Source organism: Neptuniibacter sp. QD37_11 (genome assembly GCF_047778105.1).
Lineage (GTDB): Bacteria > Pseudomonadota > Gammaproteobacteria > Pseudomonadales > Balneatricaceae > Neptuniibacter.
Genome location: NZ_CP180552.1, coordinates 2,970,807 through 2,986,790 on the forward strand (window position 1 = coordinate 2,970,807; position 15,984 = coordinate 2,986,790).

13 protein-coding genes are annotated in these 15,984 nt (G+C 45.8%); 8 read left to right on the top strand and 5 right to left on the bottom strand.

The genetic code is table 11. From position 1 onward, the window contains the following. Nucleotides 1-4: 4 nt before the first annotated feature. Nucleotides 5-1,483, bottom strand: a complete 1,479-nt coding sequence (locus ACMXYT_RS13915) for a glutamate-cysteine ligase family protein (RefSeq protein WP_415899155.1) — start codon at nucleotides 1,481-1,483, stop codon at nucleotides 5-7. Between the two features lie 169 nt (nucleotides 1,484-1,652). Between ACMXYT_RS13915 and ACMXYT_RS13920 the strand changes: the two genes are divergently transcribed. The 4 genes from ACMXYT_RS13920 (at nucleotide 1,653) to ACMXYT_RS13935 (ending at nucleotide 5,881) form a co-directional block, all read left to right on the top strand. Beyond that, nucleotides 1,653-2,948: a PqiA/YebS family transporter subunit gene (locus tag ACMXYT_RS13920; RefSeq protein WP_415911585.1), complete on the top strand. Its 1,296-nt coding sequence runs from the start codon at nucleotides 1,653-1,655 to the stop codon at nucleotides 2,946-2,948. Nucleotides 2,949-2,950: 2 nt separating this feature from the next. Beyond that, nucleotides 2,951-4,597, top strand: coding sequence for an intermembrane transport protein PqiB (pqiB, locus tag ACMXYT_RS13925; RefSeq protein ID WP_415899157.1), 1,647 nt, complete (start codon nucleotides 2,951-2,953; stop codon nucleotides 4,595-4,597). Further along, on the top strand, nucleotides 4,590-5,186 hold the full coding sequence (locus tag ACMXYT_RS13930) for a membrane integrity-associated transporter subunit PqiC (protein ID WP_415911586.1): 597 nt from the start codon (nucleotides 4,590-4,592) through the stop codon (nucleotides 5,184-5,186). The genes pqiB and ACMXYT_RS13930 overlap by 8 nt, the downstream gene beginning before the upstream one ends. Before the next feature lie 149 nt (nucleotides 5,187-5,335). Then, nucleotides 5,336-5,881 (top strand): hypothetical protein, encoded by a 546-nt coding sequence (locus ACMXYT_RS13935; RefSeq protein WP_415911587.1) that lies wholly within the window; start codon nucleotides 5,336-5,338, stop codon nucleotides 5,879-5,881. A 38-nt stretch (nucleotides 5,882-5,919) separates the two neighbouring features. Here the strand turns inward: ACMXYT_RS13935 and ACMXYT_RS13940 are convergent, their stop codons facing one another. The 4 genes from ACMXYT_RS13940 to ACMXYT_RS13955 all read right to left on the bottom strand — a co-directional run bounded on the left by ACMXYT_RS13940 (nucleotide 5,920) and on the right by ACMXYT_RS13955 (nucleotide 10,676). Next, nucleotides 5,920-6,285 (bottom strand): hypothetical protein, encoded by a 366-nt coding sequence (locus ACMXYT_RS13940; RefSeq protein WP_415899160.1) that lies wholly within the window; start codon nucleotides 6,283-6,285, stop codon nucleotides 5,920-5,922. 145 nt (nucleotides 6,286-6,430) lie between these two features. Beyond that, nucleotides 6,431-7,582, bottom strand: a complete 1,152-nt coding sequence (locus tag ACMXYT_RS13945) for a diguanylate cyclase (protein ID WP_415911588.1) — start codon at nucleotides 7,580-7,582, stop codon at nucleotides 6,431-6,433. Nucleotides 7,583-7,747: 165 nt separating this feature from the next. Then, nucleotides 7,748-9,772 carry an FAD-dependent oxidoreductase gene (locus ACMXYT_RS13950; protein ID WP_415911589.1) on the bottom strand — a complete coding sequence of 675 codons (2,025 nt, stop codon included), beginning with the start codon at nucleotides 9,770-9,772 and terminating at the stop codon, nucleotides 7,748-7,750. A 58-nt stretch (nucleotides 9,773-9,830) separates the two neighbouring features. Then, nucleotides 9,831-10,676 (bottom strand): crotonase/enoyl-CoA hydratase family protein, encoded by an 846-nt coding sequence (locus ACMXYT_RS13955; protein WP_415899163.1) that lies wholly within the window; start codon nucleotides 10,674-10,676, stop codon nucleotides 9,831-9,833. 122 nt (nucleotides 10,677-10,798) lie between these two features. Here ACMXYT_RS13955 and ACMXYT_RS13960 point away from each other — a divergent pair, with 122 nt between their 5' ends. The 4 genes from ACMXYT_RS13960 (at nucleotide 10,799) to ACMXYT_RS13975 (ending at nucleotide 15,944) form a co-directional block, all read left to right on the top strand. After that, nucleotides 10,799-11,404: a TetR/AcrR family transcriptional regulator gene (locus tag ACMXYT_RS13960; protein ID WP_415895144.1), complete on the top strand. Its 606-nt coding sequence runs from the start codon at nucleotides 10,799-10,801 to the stop codon at nucleotides 11,402-11,404. A gap of 14 nt (nucleotides 11,405-11,418) precedes the next feature. Continuing rightward, on the top strand, nucleotides 11,419-12,186 hold the full coding sequence (locus ACMXYT_RS13965) for an alpha/beta fold hydrolase (RefSeq protein ID WP_415899164.1): 768 nt from the start codon (nucleotides 11,419-11,421) through the stop codon (nucleotides 12,184-12,186). Nucleotides 12,187-12,408: 222 nt separating this feature from the next. Continuing rightward, entirely contained in the window at nucleotides 12,409-14,514 is a 2,106-nt protein-coding gene (locus ACMXYT_RS13970; RefSeq protein WP_415911590.1) for a TonB-dependent receptor, read from the top strand. A gap of 11 nt (nucleotides 14,515-14,525) precedes the next feature. Next, nucleotides 14,526-15,944 (top strand): PepSY domain-containing protein, encoded by a 1,419-nt coding sequence (locus ACMXYT_RS13975; RefSeq protein ID WP_415899166.1) that lies wholly within the window; start codon nucleotides 14,526-14,528, stop codon nucleotides 15,942-15,944. The last annotated feature ends 40 nt before the right edge of the window (nucleotides 15,945-15,984 follow it).

A 15,984-nucleotide genomic window follows, 5' to 3' on the forward strand; every position in this document is an offset into this window, starting at 1 on the left:
ATAGCTACCATCTCACTACTGGCTCATTCGTGGCCGACAACGTCATATAACGTTGCACCATCTGAGTAAGCGCTTGATTGTGATTTAATTTTTTATATAACCGCTGGTATTCACGCAGTTGCCAATAGGCTCCTGTGATCCCTGTATCGACACGATCTTTGATCACAGCTAGATAGTGATCCCGTTCTTGTGGATCAATTTCTAAGGCATTTAATCCAGCATAAGCAACGGGCAGCAACTCCTGAACAATCTCAGCAACACTTAACTTTTTAAGTCCACCAGCCTGACTTAAGACTGGCCACATTAGCTCCGCCTGCAGACCTTTTTCAGCTGCCAAATAAAAGTTTTTAACCAGCACGCTAAATGGCATTGCAGGGATAATTTCATCCATCTGTTCCTGCAGCCCTTTGGCAACTCCTAATGCAAAAGCTGCATTCGCGGCCATATCACAAGGCGTCGGCCCAGCGGGCAAAGCCCTAAGCTCAATCCGCAAATGTCCACCCTGTTTGTGATCATAAACTGGCCTATTCCAAGGCCAAACCGTACCGGCATGAAGGCACAACTCTTGTAGCGAAGCGACATCCCCTTTATTAATAATATCTAAGGTATTTTCGTCACCAATTACCGGCAGTATCGGCTCATGTAGATGCACCATCTCTGCAAATAGCTCATACGCCCCCTCACGAACCCAACCATTACCAAAATCGACACGGGAAGGAATGCCTCGATCACACTCTTCATGGGAACGCCCATCAATTGCTTGTCTGAACAAGGGTATACGTGTCTCATGCCATAGTTTATGCCCTAACATAAACGGTGAGTTCGCCGCTAAAGCAACTACTACCGGCGTCACTAATTGCAGGGCATTAAAGGTGCAAGCAAAACGCTCGGGGCTCACTCGGAAATGAACCTGCATGGAACTATTGGCTCCCTCTAATGAAACATCCCGAGAGCGGAGTGAAATAGGAGGGTCACCTTCTATCTTGATGCAGAACATTCTGCCCCGCAACTTCTGTAGCGCTTGAGTTAGTGCGTAAAAACGTGATTCATCTGTGAGCGCTTTTAAACCAAAATCACTGCGCTTTAACGTCGGTAGAATGCCTATAGGCAATGCTTGCCCTTGTTCAGCAGATAAATGGTGGTTCACCAATTCAATGGCAACAACCATCTCCTGTTCCATCTGACTGAACGGCGTGCCTGCAGCCGCAACCGGCTTTAAGTTGTATTCAAGATTAAAGCGGTTCAATTCCAGCGCTAGCTGCTTATGACCACTTCGATCAATCACTTCGCGATTTAAACTGAGAGGCCTCCCATGCTTATCTACTAGATACAGCTCCAGCTCAGCACCTATGGATGAAGGCCCACGACCAAAACCGGGCCGATTCAACATCGATTTCAGCCCGTCTAGATTCTCCATTAAGCGCGTTCTGAATTGGCTATATGCCTGCTCACTAAATTTATGAGAACTGATCTCTTGTCCCATAAGCCCCTTCAGGAAAAGTTCATTCAATCCCTTTAAGATTAGCTAGCTCTGCTCATTCCTACCAATTTGAACCGATTAGCGCCAAATTTATGTAGATATTAGGAAATTCGCAGATGAAAGCGTTTAGGGTAAAATCAAAGAAACCATCAGATTGAGCTGATATTTTTCAATGTCCGTAGAAAAAGTTGCCTGTCACTGCTGTGACCTGATTCAGGAGATTCCTGATCTAGCACCAGGATTAAAAGCACACTGCCGACGTTGCGGGCATCAACTGACGGCAAAAGTACCCAACAGCATTGATCGTGCTATAGCGTTTGCCATTAGCGCACTGATCTTTCTATTTCTTTCCCTGCCATTTCCGTTTTTAGCCTTTCAATCCCAAGGGCGTGAACAGGAAGTCTCTCTAGCACAGAGCGGGTTCGACCTACTTCAACTCGGTTTTCCTATACTCGCCTTATTACTACTCTGCTTTATTATCTTGATTCCAGCTCTACTGCTAAGTGCATATTTGGCTATTCTGATTCCGTTAAAACTGGACCACAGTCGGCGATGGATGTATCAAGTCACGCGACTCCTGTTTACCCTGCACCCTTGGGGCATGGCGGAAGTTTTTCTTATCGGCGTATTGGTAAGTCTGGTTAAAATCGCGGGGATGGCTGACATAGTCATAGGGATGTCGTTCTGGGCTTATGTGCTCTTTGCGATCTGCCTTATCGCAACAATCACCTCCGTCGACAAATTGCAGTTGTGGCATCAACTAGATCATTGCGCCGGGATTGAACGCGCAAAAGTCCAAGTCTCAGAAGGCAGTGCATTGAAGCAAGAGATGATCAGTTGCCATCATTGTGATCTGCTCCACCCAGCGAACGAAAAAAATTGCCGACGCTGTGAAAGTAAACTGCATCCGCGCATCCCCTACAGCATGCAGAAAACCTGGGCATACCTGATTACTGCTGTAATTCTTTATCTACCGGCAAATATCTATCCGATCATGAATACCACCCTATTAGGCTCGGAAGATCCCAGCACCATAATGGGCGGTGTGGTTTTGCTCTGGCAGCATGGTTCTTACCCGATCGCACTGGTGGTCTTTATCGCCAGTGTTTTGGTTCCGATTGCTAAAATGCTAATGATCTTTTGGTTGGCTTATAGTGTCCAAGCGGGACATCAGCACAAATTAACTGAACGGATGTGGATGTATCGTATCACTGAACTGATTGGTCGCTGGTCGATGATCGATGTCTTTGTCGTTGCGGTATTAGTGGCTCTGGTACAGTTGGGCGGACTAGTCAGTATCCAGCCCGGAATCGCTACCATCGCCTTTGCCAGCGTGGTGATTTTAACTATGTTATCGGCGATCAGCTTTGACCCCCGCTTAATATGGGATAACCTGAGCGACACAGAAATACGCGCCATCAATCATGGACAAGAACCTCTGACCGACTTAATGGACGACGCAACTTAATTATGTCTACTTCGAAAACAGACCCTACCCCGGTTATCACCGCTAAACGCTCAATTTCCAGCATCTGGATATTGCCCCTGATCGCTCTGCTTCTGGGCGGTTGGATGATCTACCAGGACTGGGCTAACCGTGGTCAATTGGTCAGTATTACCTTCATTACTGCTGATGGCATAGAAGCTGGTAAAACCAAGATTAAAGTTAGAAGCGTTGAAGTCGGCAAGGTCGAATCAGTCCAACTCAATTACGCCGATGGCAACGTTTTAGTTAAAGCACGGATCGAGCCCGAAGCTGAATCACTCCTTCTAAACAACACCCGTTTTTGGGTGGTACGACCCCGCGTAGGCACTGGTGGCGTGAGTGGCCTTGGTACATTGCTATCGGGTGCGTATATAGAGATGAGTCCCGGTGAAGGGAAACAGAAATCAACGAAGTACACAGGCTTAGAAGAGCCGCCTGTCACCTCAGCATCAGAGCCAGGTTTAAGACTTCAACTGATCAGCGATAATGCTCACTCGCTCAGTGTGGGTGATACGGTGATCTACCGTGGTTTCCCTGTCGGCCGTATCGAACAATTAACCTTCGATACTCAAGCAAAACAAGCGGTATACGATCTATTTATCCAAGCGCCTTATGATCAACTCGTAACTACAGATAGTCGTTTCTGGAATATGAGCGGTATCAACCTCAATCTCTCGGCTGATGGCGTAAATGTACAAACCGGTACACTAGATACCCTTCTAGCAGGTGGAGTGACATTTGATGTAATTGATGGCGATAGCAAAGGCCAAGCGGCAGCGGATGGTGATCGCTATCAACTTTACCCAGATTTTGAGAGCGTCAAAGAACAGCCTTATGCCTTTTACAATGAATATTTACTGCTATTCGATCAAACGGTCCGCGGGCTCGTTCCCGGAGCACCTGTCGAGTTTCGCGGAGTGCGTATAGGTACGGTTGAGCGTATTCCTTTCCAAATTGCTGAAATTACCGGTGAATCAGACCCGCGTATTCCGGTAATTATTCGTCTAGAACCGGGGCGTTTAGGTTATGACGATGAAGAAGCTGTACTGCATAACGCTCATGAAAAACTGCGCTTTTGGATACAACAAGGTATGCGCGCTAGCCTCAAATCAGGCAATCTGATTACGGGCAGTCTATTTGTCGATTTCGACCTCTACCCCGAAGAGCAAACAGCCAACCTTATCGAGTTTGATGGTTACCCTGTGATTCCAACCGTGTCAGGTGGCTTTGCACAGCTAGAGAACAAGCTCAGCGCGGTACTCAGCAAAATAGAACAACTACAAGTTGAACCACTCATTTCTCAGTTGGATTCAACACTGAATACCTCTGAAAAAGCTATTAAACAACTAAATAGCACATTGAAAGAGATCGAGGCGTTGGTGCGTAATAACAACACCCAAGCCCTACCAGAAGAGTTAAAAGCAACCTTAAAAGAAGTTCGATTGGCAGCAAAAGGCATCGCCCCACAAAGTGAACTGTACCAAGAGATGAACCGTTCATTAGATACGCTGCAACAAACACTGAAACAGCTTCAACCGGTACTGAAAACACTAGATGAAAAACCTAATGCGCTGATTTTTGATGCTCCGAAAAGCGCGGACCCAATCCCAGGAGGCCGACCTAATGAATAAAACTATCCACCTTTTTGGCTGCCTGATTCTATTGGGTGTTTTAGGCGGTTGTGCATCACAAAGTAGCAATCCACAGAGTCAGTACTATCTTCTTAGCAGCGATAGTCAAAGCTATGTAAAAGAGACCTATCAGCGAGTCATCGGAATCCAGCCGGTTAAAGTAGCACCATATATCAATACACCGGGGATTGCTTTGCTCACTCGCGAAAACCATATTCGCATTGCCAATCAACACCTTTGGGCGGAACAACCCGATCAAGCGATTACCCGCGTATTGCACAACGAACTTGATCAACGTTTAAGTAACAGCCGTGTGGACGATGGTTCCCTCGGCCGCAACAGTGATTGGAACTACAGCATTGCCACCCAAATAGATCAGTTTCATGGCACAGAAACCGGTGAAGCAGTCTTAAGCGGGCACTGGCAAATAAAACAAGATGAACAGGTAATCAGCACTTACCGCTTTAATCTCAAGCAGTCACTGGAAAAACCCGGCTATAGCGCGTTGGTCAAAGAGTTACAGAATTTATTGTCGAACCTTAGTGAACAACAAGCCTCTTATTTACAGCAGCATCTCGCAAAGCGTTAGTCGATAAAGTGACAGGTTTACATAATCTCGACATAAATTATGAATAAGCTTCACAACACGGGAACCAATTCTCAGCTATAATGACTAACTCAGTACGTAGTTTGCTATAAGAACATCTGTTTTAAGAACACAGAAATTTGGTCAGCATTATGGAAAACAACATTTCAGCCTTAAGCACTGCACAATCGCTTATCTCCCCAAGAGGAGCGGGGCCAGAATCCACAGCTCAATCAGCGGGTAACGGTTTAGCCGTGAATGCTCCGCTAGGTACTGAGCAGGGTGGTCAGGTGCAACTTAATCAAGACTTGCCGCAAACAAGCCAAGTCCAAAATGTTGATAACGGCTTAGAAACACGAACGAATCGTGCGAATAATGCCGAACCTGCTATTGACCAAGCAGCGCAACAGCAACAGATCGAAAATTTCTTAGCAGAACAAACCGGTGAAGATGTTGAGAGTTTCCGAGGCATCGATATTCAGTCTGCGCTAGACCTGCAAGAAGGCCTACGTAATCGTCCAGCTGACAACACAGAACCTGAATTTTCAGCAGCGCCAGCTGCAAATTCACCAGAACCTCAAGATGCTAATGAGCAGCAAGATCAGGAACTACAACAGCGACTACAAGCTCGACTAGCCGATCAGATTCCAAACGACCCTGGCACTGAATTCCCACAGCTGATTGAGACCGTGGCTTAAAGTCGCAACGATTCTCAGATTTTAAAAAAGCAGCCTAATTAGGCTGCTTTTTTATTGAAGTCACTGAGTACAAACTTAGATTTCTCTGTCACCTGTTCTTCCAACATTTCAATAGATCGGTGATGTAATTCACATAACTCAATATTATTTTTACGGTAACAAAATTTGAACATCCCCTGTTCAAATGACAACTCTGCTGTATAACGATCAACACTATCACTTCCCGAGAATACAGGCCCCGCCGATAACGTTCCTTGCTTCAGCTGCTCAGTGAGCTCTAGGTATAAATTGTTCTTTTCCCTACTTTTCAAATACGTTTCTTGGGAGTAAGCATCAATTAAGATCATGCCAACAAAAAAAAGACCTGCAACAATCAAAGCAGCTATTGTTAAATACATTCCCATAGTTCAGTACTAATACCTGTCATCATTGATAACGATTTATTCCCTTTCTTTGAATCAATAAGCGGCGACTAATATGTAATCGAATTAACCATAAGGCAAGTAATAATAGGGCTGTTTACTCGAATTACTCCCTGAACGTTCAAGCTTAAACAGACTCTGAAACCACACAATCACGACCAGACTCTTTCGCTTCATAAAGGTATTGGTCTGCGCGATTTAATACCGAGATCATCGACTCTTCACAGCCCCGCATAGCAATGCCTACGCTAACTGTGAGATCAATATTTTCTGTTAGCTCCAGAGCATTAATATGAGCCCTCAACCGTTCAGCAAGGCGATGCACTGATCCAAATTGATGAGCCAATGTCAGAATCACAAACTCCTCACCACCGTAACGAACACACAGATCTTCTGGGCGAGTATGCTCTAGTAAAACATTGCCAACTTCATGTAAAACTTCGTCGCCAAAACGATGACCAAAGCTGTCATTAATCTGTTTAAAGTGGTCTATATCCAAAAACAAAACATAGAGGTGGTTATTTTCATTGCGTCGATCCTGACTAATAAAACTACCGCCAGATTCGTTAAGATAACGGCGACTGTAGAGACCTGTTAATGGGTCTTTAATCGCCAGATCACGAATAAGGATAGTGCTCCTTTTCGCCCACATGACGGATACTATTGCCATCAACAAGAAGACCACTACAATCAGTTCGATTGATTGGATAAATAAGCGATTGTTCTTAGCCTCAACCTCGTCCAGATAAACGCCTGTACCAATAACCCAATCCCAAGGTTCAAACAGGGCAACATAGGAGACCTTGTGAAAAACTTCACGCTCCACACCCGGTTTTGTCCAGTAATAATCGACCCAGCCACCACCTTTATGCGCTTCACGTACAAACTCTGAAAACAGATGGAGGCCATTGATATCTTCAACCTGAGCGAGGTTAATACCCATTAAATCTGGCCGTTCAGGGTGCATCACCATATTGGCATAACTGTCATTCACCCAGTAATAACCATCGTGGAAACTACGAGAGGATTTCAATGCGTGGAGTGCAAGCTGTTGAGCTTCCAGTTCTGTCATTTCAGAGGACTGACTCAACTTATAGAATCCCTCTATCATAGAGACTGCAGACGTCGTTAAATCCCGACTTTCCTGCTTTTTCTCTTCATAGAAGGTATCGCTAAAGGCGCTATAGAAAAGATAAAAGAGCAACAACATGCTGATTAAGCTAAGCACACTCATCAAACCAAATTGTTGCCCTATATGGGAACTTCGATAACCTTTCACTGCTTTACGTCCAATACAGTCAAAGTCCTTTTACTGTGATCCTAACTCCAGCATAAACTAACCAATAGTTATGTGATTGATCCCTATCAACTGATTGCTGGTTACACCGACTAGAAAGTTGGTTTGATCTATTCCCAGATTATCGATTTGTAATAGGCATATTAATTAGATCTCTGACGCCAGCGTTGTACCTTGGTTAATGGCACGTTTTGCATCGAGCTCAGCGGCTACATCAGCACCACCAATCAGGTGAACAGGTTTGTTGCTGATCTGATCTGCCAGTTCGCGACAAGGCTCCTGGCCTGCACAAATAATAACGTTATCGACTTCTAACAGCTGCGCTTCACCGTTCACCAATACGTGCAAACCAGCATCATCAATTTTCTGGTATTCGCACTTATTCAACATGCGCACACCTTTTTTAGCCAGATCCGCTCGATGAATCCAGCCCGTGGTTTTACCCAGGCCAGCACCCACCTTAGATTTTTTACGCTGCAGCAGGTACACCTCTCGGGCCGCAGGTTCAAAACTTGGCTTCATCCCCTTAATACCACCACGGGCATTAAGGTCCATATCCACACCCCACTCCTGCATAAATGCAGAGATATTCTGGCTGGTTGATTCACCCTGATGGATCAGATATTCCGAAATATCAAAGCCAATGCCACCGGCACCGATCACAGCTACCTTTTGGCCAACTTCAGCACCGCTCATCACATCGAGATAAGAGAGTACTTTAGCGTGCTCGACACCTTCTAATTCCGGTGTACGCGGCGAGATACCTGTCGCCAATACGACTTCATCGAAATCACCTTCTGACAGCATCGCCGAATCAACACGTGTATTAAGTTTGAGTTCAACGCCAGTAATCTCGACCTGCTTAGCAAAGTATCGAAGCGTCTCATAAAACTCCTCTTTACCCGGAATACGCTTGGCGATATTAAATTGCCCACCGACTTCAGAACTGGCATCAAACAACGTTACTTGGTGTCCACGCTTAGCAGCTGTTGTTGCAAAAGCTAAGCCTGCTGGGCCTGCACCTACCACAGCCAGTTTTTTAGGCTTTTCTGTAGGGATAATCACGAGTTCGGTTTCATGACAGGCACGCGGGTTAACTAAACAGCTGGTCAACTTGCCAACAAAAACATGATCTAAGCACGCTTGGTTACAACCAATGCAGGTATTAATCTCATCTGCGCGATCCTGCTCGGCCTTAACAACAAACTCTGGATCAGCTAAAAATGGACGTGCCATAGAGACCATATCAGCGTCGCCTCGTGCCAGCACTTCCTCAGCAACATCCGGCATATTGATTCGGTTTGAAGTGATCACCGGCACGCTTAACGCCTCACGAACTTTCGCTGTTACCCAAGTAAACGCAGCACGCGGCACCTTGGTTGCGATGGTTGGGATACGCGCTTCATGCCAGCCAATACCGGTGTTGATGATAGTCGCACCAGCTTCTTCGATCGCTTTACCTAAAGCAATGATCTCTTCATAGCTACTACCATCTTCAACTAAATCCAGCATCGATAAGCGATAGATAATAATAAAATCAGTGCCTACGGCTTCACGAACACGGCGAACAACTTCCAGAGGAAAACGGATACGTTGCTCGTACTCACCGCCCCACTCATCATCACGTTTATTAGTTCTGCTGGCGATAAACTGATTCAGTAGATACCCTTCTGAACCCATAATCTCTACGCCGTCATAACCGGCTTCTTTGGCAAGCGATGCACAGCGCACAAAATCCTGAATCTGGTTTTCGATATCAGATTCACTTAACTCTTTAGGCGGGAAAGGATTGATCGGTGCTTGAATAGCCGAAGGCGCAACCGGTTGCGGATTATAAGCATAACGGCCTGTATGTAAGATCTGCATACAGATTTTACCGTCTTCTTTATGTACCGCGTCAGTTACCAACCAATGGTTATCCACATCCTCTGCCGTAGCCAACTGCGCAGCATGACCATGAACTGCCCCCTCTTTGTTCGGACCAATACCACCGGTCACGATCAAAGCGACACCACCGCGCGCACGCTCTGCATAAAAAGCAGCCATACGCTCAAAACCATTTGGTGCTTCTTCTAAACCTAGGTGCATAGATCCCATTAGCACGCGGTTTTTTAAAGTGGTAAAGCCTAAATCCAGTGGCTGTAATAGATGTGGATAAGGAGTTGTACTCATGGTCTTTTCTCTTGTCGTAAGGGCAAACTAAAATGCCCATCTATTATTCTTATCTATATTATTTGCCGCTAAACGGCGCCGCTATTTTTCGTAGCGATTTATATTCCGGTGCCTTTCCAGACATCTTGGCACTGAAGGTTTGCATCATATCTTCTGGTTGAAACATACCTGCTTGCCAAGTCGCCATATAACTCAGGCTGTCTTGAACGCTATGGTCCCGGGCATAGTTGATCATCTGCTTACACCCAGTTACCGCTAAAGGCGACTGCGACGCGATCTGAGCGGCAATATCCATCACATCATCAAGCATAGTCTCTTGAGTCGGGTAAACACGGTTCACAAACCCTACTTTTAACGCCTCATCAGCTCTCAATTTACGAGCGGTATAAGCCAACTCTCGCGCTAGGCCTGAAGGGATTAATTGAGGCAGACGCTGCAATGTACCCAGGTCTGCCGTCATGCCTAATTCGGTTTCTTTAACAGTAAAATAAGCCTCGGCGGTGCAGTAACGCATATCTGTGGCGCAAACCAGATCTAAAGCGCCGCCAATACAACCACCCTGTACAGCACTGATCACCGGTATACGAATCTCTTCCAGCAGGTTAAAACAAGTTTGTAGCTGCATCACCAAGCGGCGAACCGCTTCGGCACGTCGACCAGCTTCACCGTTAAACATCTGCGGATCAGGTTGAGTAAAGATCTCTAGATCCATACCTGCAGAGAAGTGCTTTCCCTGGGAAGAGATAACTAAGGCTCTCGCCTCGGCTTCTGTATCTAGTGCTCTTAATGCTTCTGGAAACTCCTGCCAAAAGGCTTTATTCATGGCATTACAAGCGTCAGGACGATTTAGCTGGAGGTGCGCAATCTGCTGATCAACCTGTAATAAGAAGGTTTGGTAACTCATACATCGCTCTTATTTTTATGAATGAAAAATGATCTATTAATCAAACTAGACACCGTCAAGATAAAGACAAGATAGCGCACCAATTTTGACACTGTCAAGATTGATTGCTAAATTCCTCAGCTATGACGAATTCAAAGAAGAACTATCACCACGGTGATTTAAGAGATTCACTGCTTAAAGCTGCGACCGATCTGATCGCTGAAGGCGGTGTGGATAACCTATCAATACGCAAACTGGCGGATAAAGTCGGTGTGTCTCGCACAGCCCCTTATCACCATTTCAAAGACAAAAATGAGCTACTTTGTGCCATTGCTGCACAAGGATTCCACCAGCAAGATCAGTTAGTTAAATCGGTTACTGAGTGTAAAAAGGATTTATCAACAGTGGAGCTGTTTGAGCATTACGTTCTCACCTATATCCGCTTTGCCGATGAAGAACGAGAAACCTACGATCTTATGTACGGTCGTGAAATTTGGAAAACGGGTGAGCCTACACCTGAGTTACAAACCATTTCCAAAAACAGTTTTCATATTTGGCTGGATTGGGTGAAAGAGCTGCAACAACAAAACCTGTTTGATCCTGAACAACCGAGTTTACGCATTGCTCAATCAAGCTGGGCCGCACTCCATGGTCTATGTCGGCTGTTCAACGATGGCATCTATATCAATCGTGAAGATATCAACGATATCGCTAAAAACACGGTCCGCATGATGATCAATCAACCCTAAGTAGGCATAGAATTATGACCACTATCCAATTTAGTCACGCCAATGGTTTCCCAGGTAGTAGCTATCAATATCTGTTTAACCAGTTGCCAGAGTACTCTGTGACCTATATCGAAAAAATGGGCCATGGTGACTACCCATTAGATGGTGATCTAACCAACTATGCCAAAGAGCTGATTGAAGATATTGAGCAAAACAAAGCTACACCTGTAATCGGTATGGGGCATTCTGCTGGCGCTGTGGTCACCTTAATTGCCGCAGGACTCAGGCCTGAGCTGTTTAAACAGGTGATATTGTTTGATCCCGTGCTTTTTAACGGCCGCAAACGTTACCTGATAAAGCTGATCAAAAAGATGGGCTTGATAGACAAAGTATCTCCGGCACAGCGAGCTGCTAAACGTCGATCAAAATTTGATAGTCGTGAACAAGCACGAGAGTATTTCAGCCAGAAAAAGCTTTTCAAAACATTCCACCCTGCCTGCTTTAATGACTACATCACTCATGGTCTAACTGAAACAAACAATGGTGTAGAACTAAGTATCTCTCCGGAGATTGAAGCCGATATATTCCGCAATGTTCTTCTCAATGCGCCCAAGTGGCTAAAACAGGTTTCGGGGACTGTAATCTATGGAGAGCATAGTGATCTGTTTGGTGCAGGTGACATTAAATGGTGGCAACGCAACTTCCCAAATATGGGGTTAGTCGGTTTTAACGGTGGCCATCTTTTTCCATTTGAGCATCCAGATGAAACAGTAGAGCTACTCAAGTCATTACTTGCCAAATAAACCTCACGAGATAAGTCACTCAAGCTCTGAGGGGCAACTATCGTTACCCCTTCATTTCGAGCCTATCTACTCTGATAGTTAACGAGAACTAGGCAAACTTCGAGCGAGCGTTAACTCTGGGAAAAGCCCTGCGACAGATTGCCTCAGCGACAATTGGTCACATTCTCAAGCCGCTCAGCCATCGTTACCATGCGCCAAAATTTTTAGCGTTTGGACAGGGTTATGAAGTCACAATCACTCTCTATCAAGTTCCCCCTTAATACTCTAGCGGCTGCAGTCATTACTGCTAGCATTCCGCAGACGGTGTTTGCTGCAGATGAAGTCGCTTCAACTATGGTTGTGACTGCAAGCCGTGTAGATGAAGAGAGTAACTCACTACCTGTCAGCGTCAGCGCAGTTGATGACAAACAATTGCAACTGGATCAGGGTGCACATATACAAGACAGTACCCGAATGATGGCAGGTGTGACGATTAACCAGCTATCTGGCAGTTCATCTCATAACACCGGTATCCGCATGCCATTAAATTACGATGGCTATTACCTGTTCCTGCAAGACAGCATCCCTCTGCAATCCAGCGCATTCTTCAACCATAACGGCCTACGTTGGTCGAGCTTCAATACCAGTGCAGATCAGATCGAAGTACTTAAAGGTGCCGGTACCACTCTGTACGGCTCGGGTGCAGTCGCAGCAACGATCAACGTATTAAGTGCAGAACCAACCTTCGCACCTAAAGGCCATGTAAGCGTACTGGCAGGTGAAGATGATTACGCACAGATAAAAGTACAACACAGCGACAAAATAGCTGAAGACCAAGCCTTCCTGATCTCAGCATCAGCTTTCCAAGATAACGGCTGGCGCGACCATACTGCCCGTGACCGCCAAGAGATTTTGGCAAAGCACATTTGGGAAATAGATGAAGATACGGAGCTAAAAACACAGTTCCAAGTCTCAACGATGACCGATGAGATGGCCTCCTCCTTAGATGCAGAAGAACTTGCAAAAGACCGCACCCAATCAGGTTTAAGCGACGCGGTTAAAGCAATTAATCCTGAACGAGACAGCGATTTTGCTCGCCTAAGCTTCGAGCTAACTCACGCCCTAAATGATCAATTAACGCTGAGCTTTATCCCTTATGCTCGCTATAACTCTAATGATTACATTGCGACTTGGCGTTCATATACGCCTAAAACTGACAGCAACGTTACTAGTTTTGGCCTGTTAGCTAAAGGTAACTGGGCACACGACAATGGCAACGAAACGATCTTTGGTGTGGATCTGGAACACTCTGAATCGGAAACATTCAGCTACCAGCCAATTGATATTACCGTCTCAGGCGGTTGGGGGCCTCCAGTAAGCTACACTGCTGGATTTGAATACCGCGATCAGGATATTACTTACAAAAACGTCTCCCCTTACATCCAACATAACTTAATGCTGGGTGATGCTCTGACGGTACAAGCGGGTTTACGTTACGACTATAACCAGTACGAATTAGACAACCATCTAGCTGAAACCGATGATGATGGCTTCGGCAACCGTCAACTGGCTGATCGTAAGGATAAATTTACTAGCCTGAACCCTAAACTTGGCTTCCACTACGCGCTGAATGATAACAGTGGTTTCTTTGGCCGTGTTGCCCAAGCTAACCGTCTGCCAACCGCTTCTACAATGTATAACCTTAAGAGTGGTGATAGTGCTTCACTCGTTGGTGGTGTTAAAGAGGAAACATCAACAACGGTTGAACTGGGTTACCGCTTACAACGTGAGAATCTATCCCTTTCAGCTTCGATCTATCGTATGACGATCGACGATGCCATCGTATCAGCGGATGACAACAACGGAGACTCCTACCGCACTAATGCCGGCGAAACTCGCCATCAAGGTATCGAGCTTGAGCTTGGCTATGTTTTCTCGTCTTCTTGGTCTACTAAGCTAGCACTTAGCCACTCTAAGCATGAGTTTATCGACTACGTAAATGATGGTACTGACTACTCTGGCAACGAAATCATGCGCGCTCCACGCAACAAAGTCGGCGTAACAGTCAACTGGTCGCCAGTATCGGTTCCGGGTTTAGTGACTCAGCTTCAAGCCGACCATATTGGGTCCTACTGGAAAGACGATGCTAACTCCCTAAAAGCGCCTAGCTACACCCTGTTCAACCTGAAAGGTCAGTACGAACTAACACCAGAGCTGATGCTGTTTGGGCGTGTGGATAACCTGTTTGATCGTCAATACAACTACCAAACCGAATACAGCTGGGGCAGCGAGAGCTTCTACCCTGGCACAGGCCGCACCCTTAAAGCTGGCCTGAAATATAACTGGTAGAGTTCACTGATATGAAAGCAAAGCTTTACCTTTGGCACCGGAGGCTTGCGCTGCTGGTGCTCGTGCCCTTACTACTATTTGGGCTAAGCGGTCTTCTTCATCCGGTAATGCGTTTAACCGCACCGGAGATGGCGCAGCATTTTTATGCACAGCCACAATGGCCAGCAAATCTGCCCAGCATTGAAACTTTAATCGAAGAGTCTCAGCTGACGAGAGTAGCAGGACTGCGCCCCGTTAAGGTTGATCAAAACTGGTATATCCAAAGCTGGGCAAATCGCTCTGAGCCATCACATTTCTTAACCCTGAATGCAAAACCGGCACCAGCGGTAGAGTTAGCCTATGCAGAACAGCTAGCACGCCATTACAGTGGAGAAGAAACAGCAGGGATAAAGCAGATCAAACTGATCTCGGAATTTAGTCAGCAATACCCATCAATCAACAGATTGTTACCCGTGTGGGAAGTAAAGTTCGAGCGCGATGACAACTTAAGTGTATTTGTGGATATCCGTCAGGACCGCCTTGCGACAATTACGGATGATTCTCGTCGCTTGTTTATGACCTTGTTCCACTTCTTACATGTATGGGCCTTTATCGATCAGGAAAACCCACTTAGAACCGCTCTGTTCATCAGCATGATGTTGATCTCAACCTTTATCGGTATCAGTGGCCTTTACCTGTTTGCGGTATTGCCATTAAAACAGCGTAAAAATGCTCAACTTAAGAAGATCCATGCTTGGACAGGTGTGGGAGTTTCGGCCGCACTGCTAATGTTCGTATTCAGCGGTATGGTCAGAACTATAGAAAAGCTAGAGCCCGAAATTCGAGGCGTACCGCTCGATCAATCACTCGCGCTTTCAGATATTAGTTTTGGCTTAGCTAAAGTACAGGCTCAATTCCCTAACAGCAGTAATGCTCAACTTCATGAACTTGATAGGCGCGCTGTATGGCAACTTCAGCAACCAAGACAGCCCAGTATATGGTTAGATGCTCAATCAGGCGAACAACTACCAGAAGGACCGTTCGACTTCGCCAAACAGCTAGTATCTAGCACCCAAGGCCAGCAGCCAGAAGTGATAGATCAGCGTCTTATTAATAGCTTCAAAGAGGACCATAGCTATGGGTTTATTGATAAACGCCTGCCAGTAGTCGCTATAGATTATGCCGATAAGACTTATTACGTCGATACTCGAGATGCTGTGCTTTCTGTCAAAGTAGATAACGCAGATAAGGTGTACAGCTGGATCTTTAGCTATCTACATAAATGGCATTTTGCAGATGGTCTAGGCCGGGATGGCAGAGATGGAGTTATAAGCCTGTTTATCTTGGCAATTTCTGGCACATCACTGTTAGGCTTTTACACGTGGCTAAAAGCTCGCCGTAAACGTAAGCAAGCTAATAAGCAGCGCAGTCGTTGCACGGAAGTGGCTTAACTAGAGTTCCATCAGAAAATAAAAACGGGCCTTTAAGGCC

Coding starts and splice junctions, on each gene's coding strand:
- ACMXYT_RS13915 (WP_415899155.1), bottom strand. CDS start 1,483: ATGGGACAAGAGATCAGTTCTCATAAATTTAGTGAGCAGGCATATAGC.
- ACMXYT_RS13920 (WP_415911585.1), top strand. CDS start 1,653: ATGTCCGTAGAAAAAGTTGCCTGTCACTGCTGTGACCTGATTCAGGAG.
- pqiB (WP_415899157.1), top strand. CDS start 2,951: ATGTCTACTTCGAAAACAGACCCTACCCCGGTTATCACCGCTAAACGC.
- ACMXYT_RS13930 (WP_415911586.1), top strand. CDS start 4,590: ATGAATAAAACTATCCACCTTTTTGGCTGCCTGATTCTATTGGGTGTT.
- ACMXYT_RS13935 (WP_415911587.1), top strand. CDS start 5,336: ATGGAAAACAACATTTCAGCCTTAAGCACTGCACAATCGCTTATCTCC.
- ACMXYT_RS13940 (WP_415899160.1), bottom strand. CDS start 6,285: ATGGGAATGTATTTAACAATAGCTGCTTTGATTGTTGCAGGTCTTTTT.
- ACMXYT_RS13950 (WP_415911589.1), bottom strand. CDS start 9,772: ATGAGTACAACTCCTTATCCACATCTATTACAGCCACTGGATTTAGGC.
- ACMXYT_RS13955 (WP_415899163.1), bottom strand. CDS start 10,676: ATGAGTTACCAAACCTTCTTATTACAGGTTGATCAGCAGATTGCGCAC.
- ACMXYT_RS13960 (WP_415895144.1), top strand. CDS start 10,799: ATGACGAATTCAAAGAAGAACTATCACCACGGTGATTTAAGAGATTCA.
- ACMXYT_RS13965 (WP_415899164.1), top strand. CDS start 11,419: ATGACCACTATCCAATTTAGTCACGCCAATGGTTTCCCAGGTAGTAGC.
- ACMXYT_RS13970 (WP_415911590.1), top strand. CDS start 12,409: ATGAAGTCACAATCACTCTCTATCAAGTTCCCCCTTAATACTCTAGCG.
- ACMXYT_RS13975 (WP_415899166.1), top strand. CDS start 14,526: ATGAAAGCAAAGCTTTACCTTTGGCACCGGAGGCTTGCGCTGCTGGTG.